The sequence below is a fragment of the Mesorhizobium sp. USDA 4775 genome (genome assembly GCF_054062655.1).
This window is the reverse complement of record NZ_JBSSFM010000001.1, coordinates 661,700-685,726: the sequence shown is the minus strand read 5'-3', so window position 1 is coordinate 685,726 and position 24,027 is coordinate 661,700. Positions and strand designations below refer to the sequence as shown.

The following is a 24,027-nucleotide window of genomic DNA, read 5'->3' as shown; positions in this document are numbered from 1 at the left end:
TTGCGTTTCTCAGGCGGCGCGTGCGGCAAGCGGCACTGCGTTGAGCCGGGCGCCATCGTGGCCAGTAATTGTCGCTTCGACGATCTCGCCCGGCGCGCCGGTGCCGAGTGCGGCGAGGGTAAATCCTTCGGTGCGGCCGAGGCCATCGCGCTCGATCAGGATCGACTGACGGGTTCCAGGCAGCGAGGACAGATGGCGCCGATAGGCGGCTTCGCCGGCGGCGCGCAAACGGGCGGCACGCTGCTTGACCAGTTCGCGGCGGACCTGCGGCATGCGCGCGGCGGGCGTGCCCTCGCGCGGTGAAAACGGGAAGACATGGAGATGGGTCAGGCCACATTCCTCGACGATTTTTATCGAGTTCTCGAACATGGCGTCGGTCTCGGTCGGGAAGCCGGCGATGATGTCGGCGCCGAAGACGATCGCAGGGCGCAATTTGCGCACATCCTCGCAGAAACGGATCGACTGGTCGCGCAGATGCCTTCGCTTCATGCGCTTCAGGATCATGTCGTCTCCGGACTGCAGCGACAGATGCAGATGCGGCATCAGCCTGGGTTCGGTGGCGATGGCATCGAGCAAATCGTCGTCGGCCTCGATGGAATCGATCGAGGATAGCCGCAGGCGCTTCACGTCGGGCACCTGCTTCAAAATGGTCTTCACCAGTTTGCCGAGCTTGGGCGCCCCCGGCAGATCGGCGCCGAAACTGGTCATGTCGACGCCGGTCAGCACGATCTCGGCATAACCATTGCCGGCGAGACGCTTGACCTGCTCGACCACGGCGCCCATCGGCACCGAGCGGGAATTGCCGCGGCCATAGGGAATGATGCAGAAGGTGCAGCGATGGTCGCAGCCATTCTGCACCTGGACGAAAGCGCGGGCGCGGCCTTCTATGGCATCGACCATGTGGCCGGCGGTCTCGCGCACCGAGAAGATGTCGTTGACGCGGGCCTTCTCGGTGTCGTTGACGCCGAAATCCGGCAGCGCGCGGTACGAGTTTGCCTTCAGCTTCTCTTCATTGCCAAGCACGAGATCGACCTCGTCCATGGCGGCGAATTTTTCAGGCTCGGTCTGCGCGGCGCAGCCGGTGACGATGATGCGCGCCTGCGGATTGTCGCGGCGCGCCTTGCGGATCGCCTGTTTGGCCTGGCGGACCGCCTCGCCGGTGACGGCGCAGGTGTTGAAGATCACCGCGCCGCCTTGCAGCGTGCCGAGACCGGCGCTTTCGGCCTCGCGCCGCATCACTTCGGATTCATAGGTGTTCAGCCGGCAGCCGAAGGTCACCACGTCAATGCGGCTGGGGGCCTCGGAAAGGGAGCCGTCGAAATCCGGGCTCCTGGACAGAGCAACCGACATCAGGCCGCGCTTTCGGTGTCGCGGGCCCAGGTGCCGGTCGAGGGATCGAAGCTGCCGGAAAATTCCCACTCGGCTGCACCGGTCAGGATGACGTGGTCGTCCTCGCGCCATTCGACATGCAGCGTGCCACCGCCGGGGGTCAAAAGGCTGACGCTGCGGCCGGTGCGCCTCGTGCGGGCCGCGGCCACCACCGATGCGCAGGCGGCGGAGCCGCAGGCCTTGGTCAGGCCGGCGCCGCGTTCCCAGGTACGGATGATCATGCTCTCCGGTGAGGTCACCTGGGCAATGGTGATGTTGGCGCGCTCGGGAAAGATCGGGTGGTTTTCGAGCAGCGGGCCGAAACGCTCGAGCTCATAGGACCAGACATCGCGGTCGACCCAGAAGATGGCGTGCGGGTTGCCCATCGAGACGGCGGAGGGCGAATGCAGCACCGGAGCGTCGATCGGGCCGATCTGCAATTCGATCATGCGGGTGTCGCGGAACTCCTCGGCGAGCGGAATTTCCTGCCAGCCGAAATGCGGCATGCCCATGTCGACCGAGATCGTGCCGTCGGCATGTTCCCTGGCGTTGAGAATGCCGGCGCGGGTCTCGAAGGTGAAGGTCTTCTGGCCGGTCTCGGCGGCGAGCGCCTGGACGACGCAGCGCATGCCGTTGCCGCAGGCCTGCGCACTGGTGCCATCGGAATTCAGGATGTCGACATAGTAGGCGGTGCCCGGCGTCTTCGCATCATGGATCGCCATGATCTGGTCGAAGCGGGTCGCGGCATCGGCGTTCAGCGCAAGGGCCGCCGCCGCCGTCACCTGATCGGCACGGCCGCGCATATCGGCGACGATGATCTCGTTGCCGATGCCGTTCATCTTGGCGAAAGGGGCAGTGCTTGCCATTGCTCCGCGAAATTCCGTGTCCGTTTGGCGCTATATGGCGGAAACGGGCGGGAATTACCAGTGCGCAGGCGTGTTCCGTCACGGCGAAGACGCCGGACTGGTCACCGCGAAGGCGCCGGACTTAGTCACGGCGAAGGCGCCGGACTTAGTCACGGCGAAGGCGCCGGACTTAGGTCACCGCGAAGATGCCCAGCACCACCAGCAGGAAGATGACGAGAACGATGCCGATGAGGATGCGCGCGCCGGTGGCCGCGGCTCCGGCCAGCGCCGGCATGCCGAGCAGGCTCGCCGCCGCGGCGACGATGAGCAGGATGATGATCCATTTGATCATGGGAATGCCTCGCAAAACGACAGATTTCAAAACCGCATGAAAACGCTTCTGTCGCGCTTGGGTTCCCGCCGACTGCAAGGCGATGTCAGTGGGAAAAACCAAAGCGCGTCGCGTTGAAACGGATTCATGCGACGCGCTTTAGGTCTCTGCTTTTATGCATGTCGTTCTCCCAAAAACCGAGATCACTTTTGGGCGACATGCATTAGCCGGCGATCTCGATATCGGTGCTGAACGGCGCCGTCTTCGTCGAGTTCTGGTCATGCATGAGGAAGTTGCACTTGTATTTCCCGGCCGGCAATCCATCGAGGGACAGGTCGAGTTTGAAGAAGAGTTCGCGGTTGTGCGAGCGGGAAGCGACCTGAACGCTTCCGATTTTCTCGAAGGTGCCCAAAGCTTCGCCCGAGTCGGAAAGCACGGTGAGGTCGACGGAAAGCGCGATCTGGCTGTTGCCGAGGCCGTCCGACCCATAGCCGTAGCCGACCGGCTCCATATAGAGCACGACCTTCTCGCCTGGCTTGTAGATATGATTGGCACGCTCGCTGTAGATGCCGAAGCCGCCGGCCGAATCGACCTGTTTGACATTCTGCACGGCGAGCGGCATCGCTTGCCACAAGGCCGCCTCGGCGCCGCGGAATTTCTCCAGCGCGCCGGCTCCGTCACCGGCCTGCAGCGCCTTTTCGGCCTCGGCGGCGCGATCAGTGATTTCGCCCGCGAAAGCCGCCGGCACCGAGATTGCCAGCACCATCAGCGCTGCAAGCATAGATTTCATCCGCATCCCCCTTTTCTGCTGGGCGGACCATCGGCGAAAATGACGGTGCCGTAAATGGCCAATGCAGACTTCAGCCGTGCCCGATCTCCGGCACGTCCCAGACCTCGCCGGGTTGCAAGGCGCGAAAGCGCTCCGGCGGCACGCCCTCCGCCTCACGCGCCTCGGCCAGTTTGCGGACCGGTTCGTCCATCGGTTCGTCGGTGAGCTGGAATGTGCCCCAGTGGCAGCCGGCGGCGAAGGCGGCCTTGCACAGCTTCATGCCTTGCACCGCTTCCTCCGGGTTCTGGTGCTGCGGCGCCATGAACCAGCGTGGCTCATACGCGCCGATCGGCAGGATGGCGAAGCGGAAGCCGCCATGTTTGTCCGCCATCAGCCGGTAGTTGATGCCGTCGTGGAAGCCGGTATCGCCGGCGAAATAGAGTTTGCCGCCCGGCGTCTCGATGACGAAGCCGGCCCACAGTGCCATGCGCCGGTCACGGGCACCGCGCGCCGACCAGTGATGCGCCGGCTCGATGTGGATGGCGGCGCGGTCACCGATGTCGATCCTGTCGCCCCAGTCATGCGCCGCCAGCCGCATGCCGGGAACCGCCTCGCCGATCAGCACATCGTTGCCGAGCGGCGTCACCACCAGCGGATCGTCTCTTTCCTTCAGTCGCCTCAGCGTGACGAGGTCGAGATGGTCATAATGGTTGTGGCTGACCAGCACGAGGTCGATCGGCGGCAGGTCGTCGAAGGCGATGCCCGGTGCATTGACGCGTTTTGGCCCGGCGAATGAGAACGGCGAGGTGCGTTGCGACCAGACCGGATCGGTGAGGATGTTCAGGCCGGCCGTCTGGATCAGCAAGGTCGAATGGCCGACCATGGTGACGGTCAGGTCGGTGCCTTCGACCCTCGCGGACGGCCTCGCCTGCGGAAAGGGACTCGGGCTGGTCGCCGGCCATTTCGCGCGTTGGCCGTTGAGCTGCCATTTCAGCAGATCGGTGAAGCGTCCGGGCATCCGGCCACCGGGATTGAAGAACAAGGTGCCATCGAAATGGTCGCTGGGCGGACCGCTGTAATAGCGGTTGGCGGCTTTCTTTCTCGCGGCCAAGGCATGCTCCAGCGGGTTTCGGCTCCTAGACATAGGCGTTACGCCGGTTGGCGCAAGCATTTGCAGGGCGAATGCGCGGTCGCGGCCGAACTCCACGGATTTGAGCGACGGGGCGAACATGGCAGGTCGAGATTGCGATAAATTTGCAACAATCTTGCCGCAAACCCTATTTTAACCATATCGGGTTGAAATTTCGCCACCTTCTCCATCTTGGTGGAGGGTGATATTGCGCGGACGGCTTCCCCCCAGCCGGATCCGACGGAGGTTGTAATGAATTTTTCGAAAAGCGGTCTTGTGGCCGCATCGCTGGCGGCGCTCGTTGCGAGCGGTTGCTCGACCTCGCGCTTCTCGTCCATGGACGACCAGCAACCGGCGCCGCTGCAGCCGGCGCCGGCCGGCCAGGTGACTTCCAACCAGTTGCCGCCGCCTGCCTCGCCCGGCACCACCGACCCGTCGAAGTTCCCGACCGCTCCGGCGAACACGCAGGTTGCGTCCTTGCCGCCGGACGGCCAGGCGCCCGCCGGGGCCTCGGATCTCAGCGCGGCAGCCGTCGCCGGCGTCTGGAATGCCAGCGTTTCCGGGCAGAGCTGCAAGATCGCGACGCCGCAGACCAAGTTCGGCGCCGGCTTCCGCGCCGGGCCGCTGCATTGCCCGGCTCCGATCGACGGCATCAAGTCGTGGAACGTCGCCGGCAAGCAGCTGACACTTTACGATGAGAATGGCGGCTCGCTGGCGCGGCTCTATTCCTCGGGCGGCTCGAAATTCGACGGCCAGACTTCCAACGGTCAGCCGATTTCGCTTACTAGGTAGCCCGATCTCCCCAGTGCATGTCGCCCAAACTGGGGCTCCGGTTTTGGGGCAACGACGTGCATGAGAAAAACGACGTGACCGATGCATCTGCGTGACGGCCTCCAGACCCATGCGACCGTCAGGCAGCGCTACGACCACCTGGTGGAAACCGGCGCGATCGGACGCGATCCGGCGCAGGAGCTGATCGCCGCGGCGCTCGACCGGCTGACCGACGAGATCTCGGCCAAGCGGCTGGCGCACAAGTCCAGCGCGCTGGGCTGGCTGTTTGCCCGCAAGCGCGAGACGCATGAGGCCGTCAAAGGCCTCTACATCCATGGCGGCGTCGGCCGTGGTAAGACCATGCTGATGGACATGTTCTTCGAGCTGCTGCCGGTACGGCGCAAGCGCCGCGTGCATTTCAACGACTTCATGGCCGATGTGCAGGACCGCATCCAGAAGCACCGGCAGGCGCGCAAGAACGGCGACGTCAAAGAAGACGATCCGATCCCGCCCGTGGCCAAGGCGCTGGCTGAGCAGGCCTGGGTGCTGTGCTTCGACGAATTCTCGGTCACCGACATCGCTGACGCGATGATCCTGTCCAGGCTGTTTTCGGCGCTGTTCGCCAATGGCGTCGTGTTGATCGCTACTTCGAACGTGGCGCCGCAAGATCTCTACCGTGATGGGCTCAACCGCCAGCTGTTCCTGCCGTTCATCGGCATATTGGAACGACACGCGCAGGTGCTGTCGCTCGACAGCGACAAGGATTACCGGCTGGAAAAGCTCGCCCGCACGCCGGTCTATGTCACGCCAGCCGACGACACGGCCGACCGGACGCTGGACGAGGCCTGGCGGACGATGACGCGCGGCGCGCCGACAGCCGCGACCTCGCTGACGCTGAAGGGCCGGCAGGTTCTGGTGCCGGCCGCCGCCGGCGACGCGGCGCGGTTCTCCTTCGCAGATCTGTGCGAAAAACCGCTTGGCGCGCGTGATTTCCTGGCCATCGCCGGACGGTTCTCGACCATCTTCATCGACCATGTCCCGGTGCTGGGCGAAGGCAAGCGCAACGAGGCCAAGCGCTTCATCCTGTTGATCGACACGCTTTACGATCATCATGTGCGGCTGGTGGTGAGCGCCGAGGCGCCGCCACAAGAGCTTTACGTGGCAAAACGCGGCGTCGAGGTGTTCGAGTTCGAGCGCACGGCCTCTCGCCTGATCGAGATGCAGAGCCGCGACTGGCTGGAGGACTGGGCTGAGCGGCGAAAAGAAAGGGCGCCGCCGGCTGCGGCACCGCGGGCTCAAGCCCTGCCTTCGTCGTCCTAAGCAGATGGACCCAAAGCAGAGCGAAGACCCTGGTCACTAAAGCCTGTACGCATACATGACGAAACTCTCCGCTTCCCCATGCGGCTCCTTGCGCGACTCATAAAGTGCCCGGGCCGGGAGGTTGCCGGGTTCGGTGCCAACCCAGGCCTCCTCGCAGCCATTCTCCCTGCCGATCGCGAACATCGCGTCGAGCATTTTGCGCGCGATACCCTGGCGCTGGAAGGCGGGCGATACGCCGACCTCGTCGATGTAGAGTTCCGCAACCTTGTCAGGATGGCGGTGGATCACCGCCGCACATTGACCGACAACCGCGCCGTCAGCCAGGGCTACGACCATGAAATGGCCGGGTTGGCTGAGATAGGCTGCCAATCGATCCGGCCTGACCGGTTCGTCGAACACATCCTCGGCGATCCGCATCACAAGGGCGTCATCGCCGGCTTCAAGCCTTACGATCTCCATCTTCATTGTGTAACTTCTCCCAAGTCGGCTTACAAACTTTGACGTTTACGTAAATCCCAATCCATCTAACCGATTGAAAATGTTCACTCCAAAATAATCGTTTGAATTTATCTTGCACCGGGGCTATTGGGTGCGGCGAAATCTCGCGGGTTTCCTCAGCATTCCGGCCTCTTCCTCGACGCCGTCATCAAGTCGTCAAAGATTTGGGCGCAGTCACAGACAAAGGGAAAACATCCTCACATGGCACGCAACAAGATAGCGCTTATCGGCTCGGGCATGATCGGCGGCACGCTGGCCCACATGATCGGCCTCAAGGACCTCGGCGACGTGGTGCTGTTCGATATTGCCGAGGGTATTCCGCAAGGCAAGGGGCTCGATATCGCGCAATCGTCGCCGGTCGATGGTTTCGACTCCCGGCTGACCGGCGTCAACGACTATGCCGGCATCGAGGGCGCCGATGTCTGCATCGTCACCGCCGGCGTGCCGCGCAAGCCGGGCATGAGCCGCGACGATCTGCTGGGCATCAACCTAAAGGTCATGGAACAGGTCGGCGCCGGTCTGAAGAAGTACGCGCCCAAGGCCTTCGTCATCTGCATCACCAACCCGCTCGACGCCATGGTATGGGCGCTGCAGAAGTTTTCCGGCCTGCCCAAGACCCATGTCGTCGGCATGGCCGGCGTCCTCGACAGCGCGCGCTTCCGCTATTTCCTGGCCGAGGAATTCAAGGTTTCGGTCGAGGACGTCACCGCCTTCGTGCTCGGCGGCCACGGCGATTCCATGGTGCCGATGATCCGCTACTCGACGGTGTCGGGCATTCCGCTGCCCGACCTCGTCAAGATGGGCTGGACCTCGAAGGAGAAGCTCGACCAGATCGTGCAGCGCACCCGTGACGGCGGCGCCGAGATCGTCGGCCTGCTCAAGACCGGCTCGGCCTATTACGCGCCGGCGGCCTCGGCGATTTCCATGGCCGAAGCCTATCTCAAGGACAAGAAGCGCGTGCTGCCCTGTGCGGCCCACCTCTCCGGCCAGTATGGCGTCAAGGGCACCTATGTCGGCGTTCCCGTGGTGATCGGCGCCGGCGGCGTCGAGCGCATCATCGAGATCGACCTCAACAAGAGCGAGCAGAAGATGTTCGACAGTTCGGTGGCGACGGTGCAGGGCCTGACCGAGGCCTGCGTCAAGATCGCGCCGCAGCTCGCCTCGAAGTGAATCCCACCAAAACGTCGACCCCGGCAAAACGACCTGGAGATAGTTCCCGATGAACATCCATGAATATCAAGGCAAGGCGCTGCTGAAGAGCTTTGGCGCGCCGGTGGCCGAAGGCGTGCCGGTGTTCAAGGCAAGCGAGGCGGAAGCCGCGGCACGCGCGCTGCCCGGCCCGCTCTATGTGGTGAAGAGCCAGATCCACGCCGGTGGCCGCGGCAAGGGCAAGTTCAAGGAACTGTCGACCGACGCCAAGGGCGGCGTGCGGCTGGCGAAGTCGGTCGCCGACGTCGTCGCCAACGCCAACGAGATGCTCGGCCACACGCTGGTGACCAAGCAGACCGGCCCGGCCGGCAAGCAGGTCAACCGCCTCTATATCGAGGACGGCGCCGACATCGAGCGCGAGCTTTATCTGTCGATCCTGGTCGACCGTTCGGTCGGCCGCATCGCCTTCGTCGTCTCGACCGAAGGCGGCATGGACATCGAGGCGGTCGCCCACGACACGCCGGAAAAGATCATCACCGTCGCCATCGATCCGGAAAAGGGCGTCACGGCGGATGACGTGAAGGCGCTCAACACAGCCCTCAAGCTCGACGGCGACGCGGCCAAGGACGGCGGCACGCTGTTCCCGATCCTCTACAAGGCCTTTGTCGAGAAGGACATGAGCCTGCTCGAGGTCAATCCGCTGATCGTCATGAAGAACGGCCGGCTACGCGTGCTCGACGCAAAGGTGTCGTTCGACAACAACGCGCTGTTCCGCCATCCGGACGTGCTTGAATTGCGCGACACCACCGAAGAGGACGAGAAGGAGATCGAGGCGTCGAAATACGACCTCGCCTATGTCGCGCTCGACGGTAATATCGGCTGCATGGTCAACGGCGCAGGGCTTGCCATGGCGACGATGGACATCATCAAGCTTTATGGCGCCGAACCCGCCAACTTCCTCGATGTCGGCGGCGGCGCGTCCAAGGAGAAGGTGACGGCGGCGTTCAAGATCATCACCAAGGATCCGGCGGTCAAAGGCATACTGATCAACATCTTCGGCGGCATCATGAAGTGCGACATCATCGCCGAGGGCGTGATCGCCGCGGTCAAGGAAGTCGGGCTGGAAGTGCCGCTGGTGGTGCGCCTGGAAGGCACCAATGCCGAACTCGGCAAGAAGATCATCAACGACAGCGGCCTCAACGTCGTGTCGGCCGATGATCTGGACGACGCAGCCAAGAAGATCGTGGCGGCGGTGAAGGGCTGAGCCTGTGCCTCCACGCAAGATAAACCTGGTCGAGGCGGCGGATCAAAAGATCAGCAAGGTCTTCGATCCGCATATCGCCGGCGACGTCAATGACAGCCAGGCCAAGGTCGCCAAGTTCGGCGCGACCTTCGACTGGCACGCGCATGAGCATGAGGACGAAGCCTTCCTCGTGCTGCGGGGCAGGATCGCCATCGATTTTCGCGACGGACCGGTCGAGCTCGGCGAGGGTGATTTCATCGTCGTGCCGCGCGGCGTCGAGCACCGGCCGCGTTCGCTCACCGCCGAGCCCGTGGTGCTGATGTTCGAGCCGGCGACGACGCTCAACACCGGCAACGCCAAGAGCGACCTCACCGTCACCGATCTGAAGCGGCTCTGACCGATGAACGCTGCCTCCTTCTCCTCGCTTTCCGCCGATCACCAGCGCCTGCAGGCGCTGGTCGGCGCGTGGCGCGGCGAGGAAGAGGTCGCGGCCACGCAATGGACCGATGCCGGCACGGCGACGTCCGAAGTGCTGGCGGAGGCGCAGTTCGGCGGCCTGTTCGTGGTGCAGCGCTATCGCCAGCGCCGCGACGGCACGATTTCCTTCGGTTCGCACAATGTGTTCGGCTTCGACCAGCCGAACCGCCTCGTCACCATGCACCAGTTCGATTCAATCGGCTTTGTCCCGGCCTCGCCGGCGACGGGCACGTGGAATGGCAGCGAGCTCAATCTGGAGCGGTCGTCGCCGCGCGGCGCGGCGCGGGTGACGTATATTTTCGACGATGCCGACACCTATCGCATGCGACTGCATTTCAAACCCGCCGGCAGCGATGGCTGGCAAGACATGGTGAGTGGCGTCTACCGGCGCGTCTCGCCTTCCTCGATCAACAGTCTTTAGAAAAGGGCTCCGATGTCCATTCTCGTCGACAAGAACACCAAGGTGCTGGTTCAGGGCCTGACCGGCAAGACCGGTACGTTCCACACCGAACAGGCGCTGGCCTATCACGGCACCAAGATGGTGGGCGGCATCCATCCCAAGAAGGGCGGCGAGACCTGGACCGGGTCGAAGGGCGAGAGCCTGCCGATCTTCGCCACCGTCGCCGAAGGCAAGGCAAAGACCGGGGCCAATGCCTCCGTCGTCTACGTACCGCCGGCGGGTGCCGCCGAAGCGATCCTGGAAGCGATCGAGGCGGAAATCCCGCTGATCATCTGCATCACCGAAGGCATTCCGGTGATGGACATGGTCAAGGTCAAGGCGCGGCTCGACCGCTCGACCTCGCGGCTGATCGGGCCGAACTGCCCGGGCGTACTCACCCCTGACGAATGCAAGATCGGCATCATGCCCGGAAACATCTTCCGCAAGGGCTCGGTCGGCGTTGTTTCGCGCTCGGGAACACTTACCTATGAGGCCGTGTTCCAGACCACCAATGTCGGCCTCGGCCAGACCACGGCCGTCGGCATCGGTGGCGACCCGGTCAAGGGCACCGAGTTCATCGACGTGCTCGAGATGTTCCTCGCCGACGACGAGACCAAGTCGATCATCATGATCGGCGAGATCGGCGGTTCGGCCGAGGAAGACGCCGCGCAGTTCCTCAAGGACGAAGCCAAGCGTGGCCGCAAGAAGCCGATGGCCGGCTTCATCGCCGGACGCACGGCGCCGGCCGGCCGCACCATGGGCCATGCCGGCGCGGTCATCTCCGGCGGCAAGGGCGGCGCCGAGGACAAGATCGCGGCGATGGAATCGGCCGGCATCAAGGTCTCGCCATCGCCGGCGCGGCTTGGCACGACGTTGGTTGAAGCCATCAAGGGCTGAGCGTCGGCGCCGGCAGTGGAATGAGAGCCGACGGCGGTTCGTTGGCTTTGAGGGGACAAGAAGGGCGGGTGAATCGCCCACTATCGCGGCGCTGCCGCAAACGTAAGGAGACGGAGCCAGGCTCCGCTGAAACGACATGGCAAGACAAGATCAGGCCAACGACCAATTCTCGCTCACCTCGTTCCTCTACGGCGGCAACGCCGATTACATCGACGCGCTCTATGCCGCCTATGAAGACGATCCCGCCTCGGTCAATCCCGAATGGCAGGAGTTCTTCGCCGGGCTGAAGGACGATGCCGGCGATGTGCGCAGGAACGCCAAGGGCGCTTCCTGGGCCAAGCCGTCCTGGCCGCTGCAGGCCAATGGCGAATTGGTGTCGGCGCTCGACGGCAATTGGGGCATCGTCGAGAAGCATCTGGAAAAGAAGGTCAAGGACAAGGCGGTCACCAACGGCATCGTGCTCTCAGACGCCGACGTGCACCAGGCGACGCGCGATTCGGTGCGCGCCATCATGATGATCCGCGCCTACCGCATGCGCGGCCATCTGCACGCCAATCTCGACCCGCTCGGCATCGCCAAGCCGCTCGAGGACTACAACGAACTGTCGCCGGAGAATTACGGCTTCACCGCAGCCGATTACGACCGGCCGATCTTCCTCGACAATGTGCTGGGGCTCGAATTCGGCACCATCCGGCAGATGCTGGAGATCCTGACCCGCACCTACTGCTCGACGCTGGGCGTCGAGTTCATGCATATCTCGGACCCTGAGGAGAAGGCCTGGATCCAGGCGCGCATCGAAGGCGCCGACAAGGAAATCTCCTTCACCACGACCGGCAAGAAGGCGATCCTGCAAAAGCTGGTCGAGGCCGAAGGCTTCGAACAATTCATCGACGTCAAGTACAAGGGCACCAAGCGCTTCGGCCTCGACGGCGGCGAGGCGCTGATCCCGGCGCTGGAGCAGATCGTCAAGCGCGGCGGCCAGCTCGGCATGAAGGAGATCGTGCTCGGCATGGCGCATCGCGGCCGCCTGAACGTGCTGTCCCAAGTGATGGCGAAGCCGCACCGCGCCATTTTCCACGAGTTCAAGGGCGGCTCGGCAGCCCCCGACGAGGTCGAGGGCTCGGGCGATGTGAAGTACCATCTCGGCGCCTCGTCGGACCGCGAGTTCGACGGCAACAAGGTGCATTTGTCGCTGACCGCCAATCCCTCGCATTTGGAAATCGTCGATCCCGTGGTGATGGGCAAGGCGCGCGCCAAGCAGGACTATCTGTTCGGCCGCGGCCGCGAGGAGATCGTGCCGCTGGAAGAGCGCGCCAAGGTGCTGCCGCTGCTCCTGCATGGCGATGCCGCTTTCGCCGGCCAGGGCGTGATCGCCGAAATCCTCGGCCTGTCGGGCCTGCGCGGCCACCGCGTCGCCGGCACGCTGCATTTCATCATCAACAACCAGATTGGCTTCACCACCAATCCGCGCTTCTCGCGCTCGTCGCCCTATCCGTCCGACGTCGCCAAGATGATCGAGGCGCCGATCTTCCACGTCAATGGCGACGATCCGGAAGCCGTGGTGCACGCCACCAAGGTGGCGATCGAATTCCGCATGAAGTTCCACAAGCCGGTGGTCGTGGACATGTTCTGCTACCGCCGCTTCGGCCACAATGAGGGCGACGAACCGGCCTTCACCCAGCCGATCATGTACCGCAACATCCGCACCCACAAGACGACGGTGCAGATCTATGGCGACCGGCTGATCGCCGAGGGCCACATCACCCAGGCCGAGCTCGACCAGATGAAGGCCGACTGGCGCGCGCATCTGGAATCCGAGTGGGAAGTCGGCCAGCATTACAAGCCCAACAAGGCCGACTGGCTGGATGGCGCCTGGTCTGGCCTGCGCACGGCCGACAATCAGGACGAACAAAGGCGCGGCAAGACCGCGGTGCCGGTCAAGACGCTGAAGGAAATCGGCAAGAAGCTGACCGAGGTGCCGAAGGGTTTCGAGGCGCACAAGACCATCATCCGCTTCCTCGAAAACCGCCGCGAGGCGATCGAATCCGGCGAAGGCATCGACTGGTCGACGGCGGAGGCGCTGGCTTTCGGCGCCATCCTGCTCGACGGCAATCCGATCCGCCTGTCGGGGCAGGATTCCGAGCGTGGCACCTTCTCGCAGCGCCATTCCGTGCTCTACGACCAGCGCGACGAGACCCGCTACATCCCGCTCAACAATCTGTCGGCGGCGCAGGCCGGCTACGAAGTCATCAACTCGATGCTGTCGGAAGAGGCGGTGCTGGGCTTCGAATATGGCTACAGCCTGGCCGAGCCGAAGGCGCTGACCTTGTGGGAAGCGCAGTTCGGCGACTTCGCCAACGGTGCCCAGGTGGTGTTCGACCAGTTCATCTCTAGCGGTGAGCGCAAGTGGCTCAGAATGTCGGGCCTCGTCTGCCTGTTGCCGCATGGCTATGAGGGCCAGGGTCCGGAGCATTCCTCGGCCCGGCTGGAGCGCTTCCTGCAGCTTTGCGCCGAAGACAATATGCAAGTCGCCAACTGCACCACGCCGGCCAACTACTTCCACATCCTGCGCCGGCAGCTGAAGCGCGATTTCCGCAAGCCGCTGATCCTGATGACGCCGAAGTCGCTGCTGCGCCACAAGCGGGCGGTGTCGACGCTGCCGGAAATCTCGGGCGAAAGCTCGTTCCACCGGCTGCTGTGGGACGACGCGCAGTTGTTGCCCAACCAGCCGGTCAAGCTCACCAAGGACAGCAAGATCCGCCGCGTCGTGCTGTGCTCGGGCAAGGTCTACTACGACCTCTACGAGGAGCGCGAGAAGCGCGGCATCAACGACATCTACCTGCTGCGCGTCGAACAGCTCTATCCATTCCCGGCCAAGGCGCTGATCACCGAACTGTCGCGTTTCCGCAACGCCGAGATGGTGTGGTGCCAGGAGGAGCCCAAGAACATGGGCGCCTGGTCGTTCATCGACCCGTATCTGGAATGGGTGCTGGCGCATATCGACGCCAAGCATCAGCGCGTTCGCTACACCGGCCGGCCGGCGGCCGCGTCGCCGGCGACGGGATTGATGTCCAAGCACCTTGCCCAGCTCGCCGCCTTGCTCGAAGACGCGCTCGGCGAATAAAGCAGGCGAATAGAACAGAACCGACAAGAACGGACAGGCACAATGGCTACCGAAATCCGCGTTCCCACTCTCGGCGAATCCGTCACCGAGGCGACCATCGGCAAATGGTTCAAGAAGGTCGGCGATGCCATTGCCGTCGACGAGCCGCTGGTCGAGCTTGAAACCGACAAGGTGACGGTGGAAGTTCCGGCGGCCGCCGCCGGCACGCTGGGCGAAATCGTCGCCAAGGAAGGCGAGACGGTGGGTGTCGGCGCTTTGTTGGGTTCGATCTCGGCAGGCGGCGCCGCCGCGCCGGCGACCAAGCCGCAGGCGGTTTCGCAGGCCTCGTCGCCGGATGCGGCGTCGACCAGCAAGCAGGCCGCGGCCGAGACCGCCAAGATCGCCGGCGATGGCGGCGCGGTCGAGCCGCGCAGCATGCCGCCGGCGCCGGCAGCCGCAAAACTGATCGCCGAGAACAATCTGTCGGTCGACCAGCTGTCCGGTTCGGGCAAGCGCGGCCAGGTGCTGAAGGGCGACGTGCTCGACGCCATCGCCAAGGGCGCGCCGTCGCAGCCGGCCGAGACGCCCAGGGCGGCGCCGGCACCGATTGCCGTGCGTGCGCCATCTTCCGGTGACGATGCCTCGCGCGAAGAGCGCGTGCGCATGACCAAATTGCGCCAGACCATCGCGCGCCGGCTCAAGGAAGCGCAGTCGACCGCGGCGATGCTGACCACCTTCAACGAGGTCGACATGTCGGCGGTGATGGCGCTGCGGACCAAGTACAAGGACGTGTTCGAGAAGAAGCACGGCGTGAAGCTGGGCTTCATGGGCTTCTTCACCAAGGCCGTCACCCATGCGCTCAAGGAAATCCCGGCGGTCAATGCCGAGATCGACGGCACCGACATCATCTACAAGAACTTTGCCCATGTCGGCGTCGCCGTCGGCACCGAGAAGGGCCTCGTCGTGCCGGTCGTGCGCGACGCCGACCAAATGTCGATCGCCGAGATCGAGAAGGAAATCGGCCGGCTCGGCATCGCCGCGCGCGATGGCAAGCTGTCGGTCGCCGACATGCAGGGCGGCACGTTCACCATCTCCAATGGCGGCGTCTATGGTTCGCTGATGTCGACGCCGATCCTCAACGCGCCGCAGTCGGGCATTCTGGGCATGCACAAGATCCAGGACCGGCCTGTCGTGGTCGGCGGCCAGATCGTAATCCGGCCGATGATGTATCTGGCGCTGAGCTACGATCACCGCATCGTCGACGGCAAGGAAGCGGTCACCTTCCTGGTGCGCGTCAAGGAAAGCCTGGAGGATCCGGAACGGCTGGTGCTCGATCTCTGAGGCGGTCGGATGGCAGCTCGCGGCAGAGGCGGCCAATGATGGCCCGTTTGCTTGGGTCTGCCAAACTGGCTGTGCTTATGGCCGGCATGGCGCTGGCTCCCGCAACCGCCGATGCCGCCTGCCCGATCGAACTCGCCGTCTACGGCGATGCGCAAAGCGGCAGCGAGATCGATTTTACCCCGACCGGCACCTCCGCCACCGTCACCAACACGTTCCGCATGATCCTCGACAACAATGTGGTGCTGAACGGCATCGTCATGTGGAACGAAGGCGTGGCACGGCCGAACGGCGCGCTGATGTTCAAATGCCCGGAGGGCGACACCACCGGCGCCGAGCTCGCCGCCTGTACCCCCTGGCACGGCGTCATCTACACGTCTGACGACAAGGGCAGCATCGGGCTCTTGCCGGCAGAAGGCGTCGAGGCGCCGAAGACGCTGATCCTGCCGGATCTCGGTCCGATGCTGCGTCAGTCCTCGGCCTATGGCGGCAACGGCTTCTCGAAAGTGCCGTCGGACGTTTTTACGTTGAAGGGATGCCAGGAATGAGCGAAGCGCAGAAGGTGCTGCTGGTCACCGGCGGCAGCCGTGGCATCGGCGCCGCCATCTGCCGGCTTGGCGCGAAGGCCGGCTATCGCGTCGCGGTCAACTATGCCTCCAACAAGGCTGCCGCCGACGCGCTGGTCAGCGACATCAAGGCTGCCGGCGGTGATGCTTTCGCGGTCAAGGGCGATGTCGGCAGCGAGGCCGATATCCTCTCGATCTTCGAGGCCGTCGACCGCACCCATGGCCGGCTCGACGCCTTCGTCAACAATGCCGGCATCGTCGACGCCAAGGCGCGCGTCGACGAAATGAGCGCGGCACGGCTCGAGCGCATGATGCGCATCAATGTCGTCGGTTCGATCCTGTGCGCCCGTGAGGCGGTCAAGCGCATGTCGACGCGCCATGGCGGCAAGGGCGGAGCGATCGTCAACATCTCATCGGCGGCGGCGGTGCTGGGCGCGCCGGACAATTATGTCGACTATGCCGCCTCCAAGGGCGCCATCGACACGTTCACCATCGGGCTCGCCCGCGAGGTGGCGCTGGAAGGCATCCGCGTCAACGCGGTGCGGCCGGGCATCATCGACACCGACATCCATGCTTCCGGCGGACAGCCGGACCGGGTGGCGCTGATCCGGGACACGCTGCCGATGAAAAGAGCCGGCACCGCCGATGAAGTCGCGGGTGCGGTTCTCTATCTTCTATCCGATGCCGCGTCCTATACGACGGGCGCGATCCTGAACGTTAGCGGCGGCCGCTGAGCGCCAAGCAAAGGGAAACAAACATGGCTTATGACGTCGTTATCATCGGATCGGGACCCGGCGGCTATGTCTGCGCCATCAAGGCGGCGCAGCTCGGTCTGAAGGTGGCGGTGGTCGAGAAGAACGCCACCTTCGGCGGCACCTGCCTCAACATCGGCTGCATCCCGTCCAAGGCGCTGCTTCATGCCTCCGAAATGTTCGCCGAGGCCGGCCATTCCTTCGACACGCTGGGTGTCGAGATACCAGCACCGAAGCTCAACCTGAAGAAGATGATGGCGCACAAGGATGCGACGGTGTCGTCCAACGTCAACGGCGTCGCCTTCCTGTTCAAGAAAAACAAGATCGACAGTTTCCGCGGCACCGGCAAGGTGGTCGCGGCAGGCAAGGTGTCGGTGACGGGCGAGGACGGCAAGGTCGAGGAGGTCGAGACCAAGAACATCGTCATCGCCACCGGTTCCGATGTCGCCGGCATTCCCGGCGTCAAGGTTGATTTCGACGAGAAAATCATCGTGTCGTCGACCGGCGCGCTGTCGCTGGACAAGGTTCCCGGCCACCTCGTGGTGGTCGGTGGCGGCGTCATCGGCCTCGAGCTCGGCTCGGTCTGGGCGCGGCTCGGCGCCAAGGTCACCGTGGTCGAGTTCCTCGACACGATCCTCGGCGGCATGGACGGCGAGGTCTCCAAACAGTTCCAGCGGCTGCTGTCCAAGCAAGGCTTCGAGTTCAAGCTCGGCGCCAAGGTCACCGGCGTCGCCAAGGCGAAGAAAGGCGCAACCGTCACCTTCGAGCCGGCCAAAGGCGGCGCCGCCGAGACCGTCGCGGCCGATGTCGTGCTGATCGCCACCGGGCGCCGCGCCTATGCCGACAGTCTTGGGCTGAAAGAGGCGGGGGTCGAGGTCGACGAGCGCGGCCGCGTCAAGACCGACGGGCACCTGCGGACCAACGTGCCGGGCATCTATGCCATCGGCGACGTCATCGCCGGGCCGATGCTGGCGCACAAGGCCGAGGACGAGGGTGTCGCGGTGGCCGAAACCATCGCCGGCCAGGCCGGCCATGTGAACTACGAGGTCATTCCGAGCGTCGTCTACACCAGCCCGGAAATCGCCTCGGTCGGCAAGACCGAGGAAGAACTGAAGAAGGCCGGCATCGACTACAAGGTCGGCAAATTCCCGTTCAGCGCCAATGGCCGCGCACGCGCCATGCTGCACACGGACGGCTTCGTGAAGATCCTCGCCGACAAGGCCAGCGACCGCGTGCTCGGCGTGCACATTGTCGGCTTCGGCGCCGGCGAGATGATCCACGAAGCGGCTGTGCTGATGGAGTTCGGCGGCTCGTCGGAAGATCTCGCCCGCACCTGCCACGCGCATCCGACAATGTCGGAAGCGGTGAAGGAGGCGGCGCTGGCCACCTTCTTCAAGCCGATCCATATCTAAGGCGCCCGACCCTTCGACCGCGCGAAACAAACAAAACGGCCCGCCTTTCGACGGGCCGTTCGTATCTTGATGTCTAGCCGATCAGTTGGCCGGTGCCGGAGCGGGTGCTGGCGCAGGCGCAGGCGCCGGAGCGGGCGCAGGAGCCGGTGCCGGAGCTGGCGCGGGAGCCGGAGCCGGAGCTGGCGCTGGGGCCGGAGCTGGCGCAGGAGCCGGTGTGCTGGCCGCTGGCGCTTCGGCGGGTGCCGGATGCTCGCCGCTTCTGCCGAAAACGTAATACGCGACAATCGCCAGGATAACGACGACCAGAGCAATCAGCCAGGGGCTGCCGCCGCCACCGCCGCTTGGCCTGTCGTTGGATGGATTCGCCATAAAAGTGTCCTCCGTGGATGAAAATGATCAATCAACAGCCATCAACGTGCAACCGTTGAATGGGTTTCACGCTAGGGAAGGAAAGCGCCGAAAACGCGGCGTTTGGCCTCCCACTGCCATCCGACTCAATTGACGGCGGTGACAGTATAGCCGGCTTTGCGGAAATCCTCGACCAGTCCCTCGGGACCGGGCAGGTGGAGCGCGCCGACCGCCATGAAGGCATTGCCCCTGGCCAGGATCGGTCCGGCATGATCGACCATCACCTTGTTGCGGCTGGTGATCATGGTTTCCTCGAAGGCGGCATAGCCCGAGGGGTCGTTCTGCTCGTCCGGCATGGCGGCGCGGAACAATGGCCAGAACATGCCGGTGTCGCCGCGCTGGTAGAGCACGATCATGGTCTCGTTGATGTCATTGACCTTGTCGCCGAGCTTCAGCGTGTCGACCAGGCCCTTCATGTGGAAGGCAAGCGGCAGCGAGGCCATGGCGCGTAGCTGGCTCTCGGCCGTTTCCAGACCTTCCACCGGCTTGCCGGCCGCCTTGGCGCTCTCGGCCAGCTTGACGTCGAGCACCGGTGCTCCGCCGGACTGGCGGGCGAGTTCGCAGGCCGGCAGCGCCATCATCGCCGACAGCATCCACGGCTTCATCTTGGCGACGGTTGCCGGCGGGATGCCGCGCGCGTCGAGTGCTGCGTTCATCGCCGCCGCTTCGTCCGGCTTCAGCAAGGATGACAGCGTCGTGGAGTCGGTGAACATCATCAGGTCCGGCTCCTTCAGCATCGCCGTCATCATCTTCTGCTTGTCGAGCACGTCGGTGGTTTCGATGATGAGGGTGCCGGCGGCGTCAAAGGCCCTCTGTGCTTCCGGCGGCAACGTTGTGACGCGCCGGTCGGTCATGTGCATGGTGCCGAACAGATAGGATGGCTGTTCTCCCGATTTCTCAAGCTTCCACAGCAGGCCCTTGCCATTCAGCGTGGCGGCGGCTTCCGCCTCGATCTTGCTGTAGGTGGCAGGGCTGCTCTTCTGCAGGGCCGACAGCATGTCGGCACCGCTGCAGGTCGGGACGTCCGCATGCGCCCTGCCGGCCGCGAACAGCAGCATGGCAAGGAAGGACAGGAAAAACAGCACGTTGAGTGCGACAAGCAGCTTCAGCGAGATGGAAGCTGCACGGTCGGCGATGGCAATGACGCGTTTCATGGCCCCTTTCTAAGGGGGAAAAGCGGCAAAACGGTTAATTGGTAGGTCGAAATTGAAGGGTTCACGCCCTTGGATGGGCCGATTCGTAGATTTCAAGCAGCCTTGCGGTGTCGACGCCGGTGTAGATCTGCGTCGTCGACAGGCTCGCATGGCCAAGCAGCTCCTGGATGGTGCGCAGATCGCCGCCGCGGCCAAGCAGATGGGTGGCGAAGGAGTGGCGCAGCGCGTGCGGCGTCGCGGTGTCGGGCAGGTTGAGCGCCGAACGCAGTTTGGCCATGTCGCGCTGGATGATGGCCGGATTGAGCGGGCCGCCGCGCGCGCCGCGAAACAACAGGCCTTTGGGATCGAGATGATAGGGGCAGAGCCGGCGGTATTCGGCGATTGCTCTGAGCGCCACCGGCAGCACCGGTACCAGCCGCGTCTTGCCGCCCTTGCCGGTGACGCGCAGCACTGTGTCGGCCTCGGACGCCAGATCGGCGCCGGCGAGGCCGAGCGCTTCGGAAATGCGCAGCCCCGAGCCGTAGAGCAGCGTCAGCACGGCGGCGTTGCGGGCGGCGATCCAGGGCTCTTCGGCCAGCTGGCCTTCGACCGACACGACCTGTTTGGCGTCGCTCGCGGTCAGCGGTTTTGGCAGCGATTTGGGCTGGCGCGGCGCGCGCAGCGCGGCGGCGCCGGCGGCGTTGACCAGGCCACGGCGTTCGAGGAAACGCAGCAGCGAGCGGATGCCGGCCAGGCCTCGGCCCAGCGTGCGGGCGCCGGCGCCGGCGTTGCGGCGGGCGGCGAGAAAGCCGCGCAGGTCGGCCGGGCGCAGATTGGCGATGTCCGAGATGCCGGGCGAGCCACCACAATGGCCGGTCAGGAAATGCAGGAACTGGCGCGTGTCGCGCTCATAGGCTTCCACTGTCTCGGGCGACAGCCGACGTTCACGCGCGAGCATCTTCAGCCAGCTTTCACGCGCCGCCTGGAGATCGGGTTTCGCCGGGATGAGGAATTCCTGCATGGCGGCATTTTCCTGCATCCGGGTTAGGAAGCGGTGAAGAGCCCGTCATTGAAATGACAGCCGCGTGGGGTTAGAGCAGGCCAAAGGATATTCGCGATGAGCAAGCCGCAAAACCCTGTCCAGATGGCCGTGATCGGCGCCGCCCATGGCATCAAGGGCGAACTCAGGGTGAAGACCTTCACCGGCGATCCGATGGCGCTGGCCGATTATGGGCCGCTCTATGCCAGGGACGGCCGCGCCTTCCAGATCACAGACATAAGGCCGGCCAACACCGTCGTCGTGGTGCGTTTCAAGGGCATCAGCGACCGCAATGCCGCCGAAGCGCTCGCCGGTACGGAGCTTTTCGTCGACCGCTCTGTGCTGCCGGACGATGGCGAGGAGGATGAATTCTACCATGCCGACCTGGTTGGACTGGAGGTTCGCGACGACACCGGCACTGCGCTTGGCAAGGTGGTTGCCGTGCATAATTTCGGCGGCGGCGACATTCTCGACGTGACGCTCGCCGGCCGCAAGGGCGTGCTGATCCCATTCACCCAGGCCGCCGTGCCTGATGTGTCGATCGCCGAGGGCTTTGTCCGCGTCGACCCGGTGGCGGCCGGGCTGGTCGAGGACGAGGATGACGATGCGCCGCGCGAGGAAGACTTCGACCCGAAGGGCAGGCCGCGCGGACCGCGCGACGCCGGGGGCAACCGGTGACATTCAAGGCCTCGGTGCTGACGCTCTACCCCGAGATGTTCCCGGGCGCGCTTGGCCTGTCGCTGGCGGGCCGCGCGCTCGAGGCCGGCACCTGGTCGCTGGAGGCGATCCAGATCCGCGACTTCGCCACCGACAAGCACCGCACCGTCGACGACACGCCGGCCGGGGGTGGCGCCGGCATGGTGATGCGCGCCGATGTCTTGGCCAAGGCGATCGACCATGCCTCGCCGCCGGGCGATGCGCGTCCGCGCCTTTTGATGAGCCCGCGCGGCAAACCGCTGACCCAGGCGCGGGTGCGCGAGCTTGCCGCCGGGCCGGGCGCCGTCATCCTGTGCGGCCGCTTCGAGGGCGTCGACCAGCGGCTGATCGACGCGCGCGGCCTGGAAGAGGTGTCGATCGGCGATTTTATCCTCTCCGGCGGCGAGCCGGCGACGCTCGTGCTGCTCGACGCGGTGGTGCGGCTGCTGCCCGGCGTGATGGGCAATGCGGTGTCCGGCGAGGAAGAGAGTTTTGAAAACGGCCTGCTCGAACATCCGCACTACACAAGGCCGCAGGAGTTCGAGGGGCGCGCGATTCCCGAAGTGCTGATCTCCGGCAATCACAAGAAGATCGCTGCATGGCGGCGGGCGGAGTCCGAGCGGCTGACCAGCGAGAGGCGGCCGGACCTTCTCGGCGCTCACCCCTTGGTAAAATAATAAAACGCCAGAAACAGGCCGACGGCGACGACGATGCCGCGCACCACGTTCTGCGGCACGCGCTTGGCGATCCACACGCCGGCATAGCCGCCGAGCGCACCGCCCGGGATCATGACGATCGCCTGCGGCCAGGCAACGACGCCACCCGAGACGAAGACGATGATCGCCACCGCGGCAACGACCACGGCCAGCATGTTCTTCAGCGCGTTCAGCCGGTGGTAGTCGCCGGCCTGCGTCAGGCCGAGCGTCGCCAGCATCATCACGCCCATGCCGGCGCCGAAGAAGCCGCCATAGATGGCGGTGACGAACTGCGCCAGCGAACCGGCGAGCGAGCCGACCGCCGCCTCATGGCCGGGTTTTGGCGTTGGCTTCAGCCACGGCCCGGCGGCAAACAGGGCGGTTGCGCCCAAGAGCAACCACGGCACCATGACGCGGAAGGAAGGGTTGGACAGTGCCAGAAGGATGAAGGCGCCGGCCAGCGCACCGGCCGCCGAGATCAGGCAAAGCACCAGGGCACCGCGCCAGAAGTGCCTGATATCGGTCCAGTAGGCGAGCGTCGAGGTGATGTAGCCCGGGAACTGCGTGACCGAGGAGGTGGCGTTGGCGACGATCGGCGGCACGCCGACCAGTGTCATGGCGCCGAAGGTGATGAAGGTGCCGCCGCCGGCGACCGCATTGGCGGTGCCGGACAGGAAGCCCGCCAGGAACAGCAGGATGGCGTCGAAGACAGACATGGAATGCCGCCGCGGAAAACTCTGTTATGTCAGGCTTAGAAAGGCCTGAGGGCCGGCGCAACCCGGCACGAAGCGATTACGATGGTGCCATGCCGGCAAAAAAGACTCGTGCGCGGGCGTGACAAAGCGCCGAAATAGCTGTATGTCGCCGCCGAACCGGAAGAAGAATCTGCCGGACCCGTCAACAATGACGGTGTAGTCGCCCCTGTCCGATGTCTTGCAGACGAATGTCTCGGAGGCAAAGGACATAGCCGAGCGGTCAATGGAACTGCAAGGCGAGTGTCGGACGCTCTGACTGTCGGAAGAACAAGAAGTGGATTATTGAGATGGATCTCATCCGTCAGCTTGAGGCCGAGCAGGCCGCCAAGATCGAAGCCAAGCGCAAGCTCCCCGAATTCCAGCCCGGCGACACCGTGCGCGTCCAGGTCCGCGTGACCGAAGGCACCCGCACCCGCGTCCAGGCCTATGAAGGCGTCGTCATCGCCCGCGCCGGTTCCGGCTTCCAGGAAAATTTCACCGTCCGCAAGATCTCCTATGGCGAAGGCGTCGAGCGCGTTTTCCCGGTGTTCTCGCCGATGGTCGAGGGCGTCGAGATCGTTCGCCGCGGCAAGGTGCGTCGCGCCAAGCTCTATTACCTGCGCGACCGTCGCGGCAAGTCGGCCCGTATCTCGGAAAACACCGGCGTGCGCGCCCGCAAGCTCAACGATGAGGAGCGCGACGCGCTGAACGCTGAGAAGGCCCGCATCGAGGCCGAGAAGGTCGCCGCCGCCCAGGCGCTGGCCGCCGAGACGGCCGCCAAGGAAGCCGCCGAGAGGAAGGCCGCCGCCGAGGCTGAGGCAGCCAAGGCCGCCGAGGCGACCCCGGCCGAATAAGGCTTTCGGAAATCCCATTCAAAAAAGGCGGCTTCGGCCGCCTTTTTTCGTTTCACCAGAC

The 24,027-nt window shown here is 64.5% G+C and carries 24 protein-coding genes; 15 read left to right on the top strand and 9 right to left on the bottom strand.

Going from position 1 to position 24,027, the window contains the following annotated elements:
• Window positions 1-9: 9 nt before the first annotated feature.
• From mtaB to ACVILI_RS03435, 5 genes are all read right to left on the bottom strand, one after another.
• On the bottom strand, window positions 10-1,350 hold the full coding sequence (mtaB, locus tag ACVILI_RS03455; RefSeq protein ID WP_019862049.1) for a tRNA (N(6)-L-threonylcarbamoyladenosine(37)-C(2))-methylthiotransferase MtaB: 1,341 nt from the start codon (window positions 1,348-1,350) through the stop codon (window positions 10-12).
• Window positions 1,350-2,234 (bottom strand): diaminopimelate epimerase, encoded by an 885-nt coding sequence (dapF, locus tag ACVILI_RS03450; RefSeq protein WP_038650590.1) that lies wholly within the window; start codon window positions 2,232-2,234, stop codon window positions 1,350-1,352. The genes mtaB and dapF overlap by 1 nt, the downstream gene beginning before the upstream one ends.
• 169 nt (window positions 2,235-2,403) lie before the next feature.
• A complete protein-coding gene (locus ACVILI_RS03445) occupies window positions 2,404-2,565 on the bottom strand; it encodes a DUF1328 family protein (RefSeq protein ID WP_010912345.1) in 162 nt (53 codons plus the stop codon).
• 202 nt (window positions 2,566-2,767) lie between these two features.
• Window positions 2,768-3,334, bottom strand: coding sequence for a hypothetical protein (locus tag ACVILI_RS03440; protein WP_457102325.1), 567 nt, complete (start codon window positions 3,332-3,334; stop codon window positions 2,768-2,770).
• A 70-nt stretch (window positions 3,335-3,404) separates the two neighbouring features.
• Window positions 3,405-4,457 (bottom strand): MBL fold metallo-hydrolase, encoded by a 1,053-nt coding sequence (locus tag ACVILI_RS03435; protein ID WP_038653541.1) that lies wholly within the window; start codon window positions 4,455-4,457, stop codon window positions 3,405-3,407.
• 237 nt (window positions 4,458-4,694) lie between these two features.
• Between ACVILI_RS03435 and ACVILI_RS03430 the strand changes: the two genes are divergently transcribed.
• Window positions 4,695-5,234, top strand: a complete 540-nt coding sequence (locus ACVILI_RS03430; protein WP_019862043.1) for a protease inhibitor Inh/omp19 family protein — start codon at window positions 4,695-4,697, stop codon at window positions 5,232-5,234.
• Window positions 5,235-5,315: 81 nt separating this feature from the next.
• Window positions 5,316-6,533, top strand: coding sequence for a cell division protein ZapE (gene zapE / locus ACVILI_RS03425; RefSeq protein WP_038650586.1), 1,218 nt, complete (start codon window positions 5,316-5,318; stop codon window positions 6,531-6,533).
• A 36-nt stretch (window positions 6,534-6,569) separates the two neighbouring features.
• Here the strand turns inward: zapE and ACVILI_RS03420 are convergent, their stop codons facing one another.
• Window positions 6,570-6,998 (bottom strand): GNAT family N-acetyltransferase, encoded by a 429-nt coding sequence (locus ACVILI_RS03420; RefSeq protein WP_069090514.1) that lies wholly within the window; start codon window positions 6,996-6,998, stop codon window positions 6,570-6,572.
• Between the two features lie 234 nt (window positions 6,999-7,232).
• On the opposite strand from ACVILI_RS03420, the gene mdh reads away from it, so the two are divergent.
• The 10 genes from mdh (at window position 7,233) to lpdA (ending at window position 18,407) form a co-directional block, all read left to right on the top strand.
• Window positions 7,233-8,201 (top strand): malate dehydrogenase, encoded by a 969-nt coding sequence (gene mdh, locus ACVILI_RS03415; RefSeq protein WP_019862040.1) that lies wholly within the window; start codon window positions 7,233-7,235, stop codon window positions 8,199-8,201.
• Between the two features lie 49 nt (window positions 8,202-8,250).
• Complete coding sequence (sucC, locus tag ACVILI_RS03410; protein ID WP_038650580.1) at window positions 8,251-9,444, top strand: ADP-forming succinate--CoA ligase subunit beta; 1,194 nt, start codon at window positions 8,251-8,253, stop codon at window positions 9,442-9,444.
• Window positions 9,445-9,448: 4 nt separating this feature from the next.
• Entirely contained in the window at window positions 9,449-9,820 is a 372-nt protein-coding gene (locus ACVILI_RS03405; protein WP_038650577.1) for a cupin domain-containing protein, read from the top strand.
• A gap of 3 nt (window positions 9,821-9,823) precedes the next feature.
• The gene (locus tag ACVILI_RS03400; protein WP_038650574.1) at window positions 9,824-10,321 is read left to right on the top strand and encodes a DUF1579 family protein; all 498 of its coding nucleotides are present in this window, start codon (window positions 9,824-9,826) and stop codon (window positions 10,319-10,321) included.
• A 12-nt stretch (window positions 10,322-10,333) separates the two neighbouring features.
• A complete protein-coding gene (sucD, locus tag ACVILI_RS03395; protein ID WP_010912334.1) occupies window positions 10,334-11,236 on the top strand; it encodes a succinate--CoA ligase subunit alpha in 903 nt (300 codons plus the stop codon).
• A gap of 136 nt (window positions 11,237-11,372) precedes the next feature.
• Window positions 11,373-14,360 carry a 2-oxoglutarate dehydrogenase E1 component gene (locus ACVILI_RS03390; RefSeq protein ID WP_457102324.1) on the top strand — a complete coding sequence of 996 codons (2,988 nt, stop codon included), beginning with the start codon at window positions 11,373-11,375 and terminating at the stop codon, window positions 14,358-14,360.
• A 42-nt stretch (window positions 14,361-14,402) separates the two neighbouring features.
• A complete protein-coding gene (gene odhB / locus ACVILI_RS03385) occupies window positions 14,403-15,680 on the top strand; it encodes a 2-oxoglutarate dehydrogenase complex dihydrolipoyllysine-residue succinyltransferase (RefSeq protein ID WP_019862034.1) in 1,278 nt (425 codons plus the stop codon).
• Between the two features lie 77 nt (window positions 15,681-15,757).
• Window positions 15,758-16,225, top strand: a complete 468-nt coding sequence (locus ACVILI_RS03380) for a hypothetical protein (RefSeq protein WP_420871161.1) — start codon at window positions 15,758-15,760, stop codon at window positions 16,223-16,225.
• Window positions 16,222-16,977 (top strand): SDR family oxidoreductase, encoded by a 756-nt coding sequence (locus ACVILI_RS03375; protein WP_038650566.1) that lies wholly within the window; start codon window positions 16,222-16,224, stop codon window positions 16,975-16,977. The genes ACVILI_RS03380 and ACVILI_RS03375 overlap by 4 nt, the downstream gene beginning before the upstream one ends.
• 23 nt (window positions 16,978-17,000) lie before the next feature.
• A complete protein-coding gene (gene lpdA, locus ACVILI_RS03370) occupies window positions 17,001-18,407 on the top strand; it encodes a dihydrolipoyl dehydrogenase (protein ID WP_019862031.1) in 1,407 nt (468 codons plus the stop codon).
• Window positions 18,408-18,901: 494 nt separating this feature from the next.
• On the opposite strand, the gene ACVILI_RS03365 is transcribed toward lpdA, so the two are convergent.
• Entirely contained in the window at window positions 18,902-19,969 is a 1,068-nt protein-coding gene (locus tag ACVILI_RS03365; protein ID WP_038650560.1) for a TraB/GumN family protein, read from the bottom strand.
• A gap of 61 nt (window positions 19,970-20,030) precedes the next feature.
• Window positions 20,031-20,969, bottom strand: a complete 939-nt coding sequence (locus ACVILI_RS03360; protein WP_064981746.1) for a tyrosine recombinase XerC — start codon at window positions 20,967-20,969, stop codon at window positions 20,031-20,033.
• 96 nt (window positions 20,970-21,065) lie between these two features.
• Here ACVILI_RS03360 and rimM point away from each other — a divergent pair, with 96 nt between their 5' ends.
• The gene (gene rimM / locus ACVILI_RS03355; RefSeq protein WP_038650557.1) at window positions 21,066-21,665 is read left to right on the top strand and encodes a ribosome maturation factor RimM; all 600 of its coding nucleotides are present in this window, start codon (window positions 21,066-21,068) and stop codon (window positions 21,663-21,665) included.
• Window positions 21,662-22,360, top strand: coding sequence for a tRNA (guanosine(37)-N1)-methyltransferase TrmD (gene trmD / locus ACVILI_RS03350; RefSeq protein WP_019862027.1), 699 nt, complete (start codon window positions 21,662-21,664; stop codon window positions 22,358-22,360). Before rimM ends, trmD begins: the two co-directional genes overlap by 4 nt.
• On the opposite strand, the gene ACVILI_RS03345 is transcribed toward trmD, so the two are convergent.
• Window positions 22,342-23,094: a sulfite exporter TauE/SafE family protein gene (locus ACVILI_RS03345; RefSeq protein ID WP_019862026.1), complete on the bottom strand. Its 753-nt coding sequence runs from the start codon at window positions 23,092-23,094 to the stop codon at window positions 22,342-22,344. The genes trmD and ACVILI_RS03345 overlap by 19 nt on opposite strands.
• A 326-nt stretch (window positions 23,095-23,420) precedes the next feature.
• On the opposite strand from ACVILI_RS03345, the gene rplS reads away from it, so the two are divergent.
• Window positions 23,421-23,966, top strand: a complete 546-nt coding sequence (rplS, locus tag ACVILI_RS03340; RefSeq protein ID WP_038650554.1) for a 50S ribosomal protein L19 — start codon at window positions 23,421-23,423, stop codon at window positions 23,964-23,966.
• Window positions 23,967-24,027: the final 61 nt, after the last annotated feature.

What these genes read in the sequence shown, in the direction of transcription:
- mtaB (WP_019862049.1), bottom strand. Translation starts at nt 1,350, where the DNA reads ATGTCGGTTGCTCTGTCCAGGAGCCCGGATTTCGACGGCTCCCTTTCC.
- dapF (WP_038650590.1), bottom strand. Translation starts at nt 2,234, where the DNA reads ATGGCAAGCACTGCCCCTTTCGCCAAGATGAACGGCATCGGCAACGAG.
- ACVILI_RS03445 (WP_010912345.1), bottom strand. Translation starts at nt 2,565, where the DNA reads ATGATCAAATGGATCATCATCCTGCTCATCGTCGCCGCGGCGGCGAGC.
- ACVILI_RS03440 (WP_457102325.1), bottom strand. Translation starts at nt 3,334, where the DNA reads ATGAAATCTATGCTTGCAGCGCTGATGGTGCTGGCAATCTCGGTGCCG.
- ACVILI_RS03435 (WP_038653541.1), bottom strand. Translation starts at nt 4,457, where the DNA reads ATGTCTAGGAGCCGAAACCCGCTGGAGCATGCCTTGGCCGCGAGAAAG.
- ACVILI_RS03430 (WP_019862043.1), top strand. Translation starts at nt 4,695, where the DNA reads ATGAATTTTTCGAAAAGCGGTCTTGTGGCCGCATCGCTGGCGGCGCTC.
- zapE (WP_038650586.1), top strand. Translation starts at nt 5,316, where the DNA reads ATGCATCTGCGTGACGGCCTCCAGACCCATGCGACCGTCAGGCAGCGC.
- ACVILI_RS03420 (WP_069090514.1), bottom strand. Translation starts at nt 6,998, where the DNA reads ATGAAGATGGAGATCGTAAGGCTTGAAGCCGGCGATGACGCCCTTGTG.
- mdh (WP_019862040.1), top strand. Translation starts at nt 7,233, where the DNA reads ATGGCACGCAACAAGATAGCGCTTATCGGCTCGGGCATGATCGGCGGC.
- sucC (WP_038650580.1), top strand. Translation starts at nt 8,251, where the DNA reads ATGAACATCCATGAATATCAAGGCAAGGCGCTGCTGAAGAGCTTTGGC.
- ACVILI_RS03400 (WP_038650574.1), top strand. Translation starts at nt 9,824, where the DNA reads ATGAACGCTGCCTCCTTCTCCTCGCTTTCCGCCGATCACCAGCGCCTG.
- sucD (WP_010912334.1), top strand. Translation starts at nt 10,334, where the DNA reads ATGTCCATTCTCGTCGACAAGAACACCAAGGTGCTGGTTCAGGGCCTG.
- ACVILI_RS03390 (WP_457102324.1), top strand. Translation starts at nt 11,373, where the DNA reads ATGGCAAGACAAGATCAGGCCAACGACCAATTCTCGCTCACCTCGTTC.
- odhB (WP_019862034.1), top strand. Translation starts at nt 14,403, where the DNA reads ATGGCTACCGAAATCCGCGTTCCCACTCTCGGCGAATCCGTCACCGAG.
- ACVILI_RS03380 (WP_420871161.1), top strand. Translation starts at nt 15,758, where the DNA reads ATGGCCGGCATGGCGCTGGCTCCCGCAACCGCCGATGCCGCCTGCCCG.
- ACVILI_RS03375 (WP_038650566.1), top strand. Translation starts at nt 16,222, where the DNA reads ATGAGCGAAGCGCAGAAGGTGCTGCTGGTCACCGGCGGCAGCCGTGGC.
- lpdA (WP_019862031.1), top strand. Translation starts at nt 17,001, where the DNA reads ATGGCTTATGACGTCGTTATCATCGGATCGGGACCCGGCGGCTATGTC.
- ACVILI_RS03365 (WP_038650560.1), bottom strand. Translation starts at nt 19,969, where the DNA reads ATGAAACGCGTCATTGCCATCGCCGACCGTGCAGCTTCCATCTCGCTG.
- ACVILI_RS03360 (WP_064981746.1), bottom strand. Translation starts at nt 20,969, where the DNA reads ATGCAGGAATTCCTCATCCCGGCGAAACCCGATCTCCAGGCGGCGCGT.
- rimM (WP_038650557.1), top strand. Translation starts at nt 21,066, where the DNA reads ATGAGCAAGCCGCAAAACCCTGTCCAGATGGCCGTGATCGGCGCCGCC.
- ACVILI_RS03345 (WP_019862026.1), bottom strand. Translation starts at nt 23,094, where the DNA reads ATGTCTGTCTTCGACGCCATCCTGCTGTTCCTGGCGGGCTTCCTGTCC.
- rplS (WP_038650554.1), top strand. Translation starts at nt 23,421, where the DNA reads ATGGATCTCATCCGTCAGCTTGAGGCCGAGCAGGCCGCCAAGATCGAA.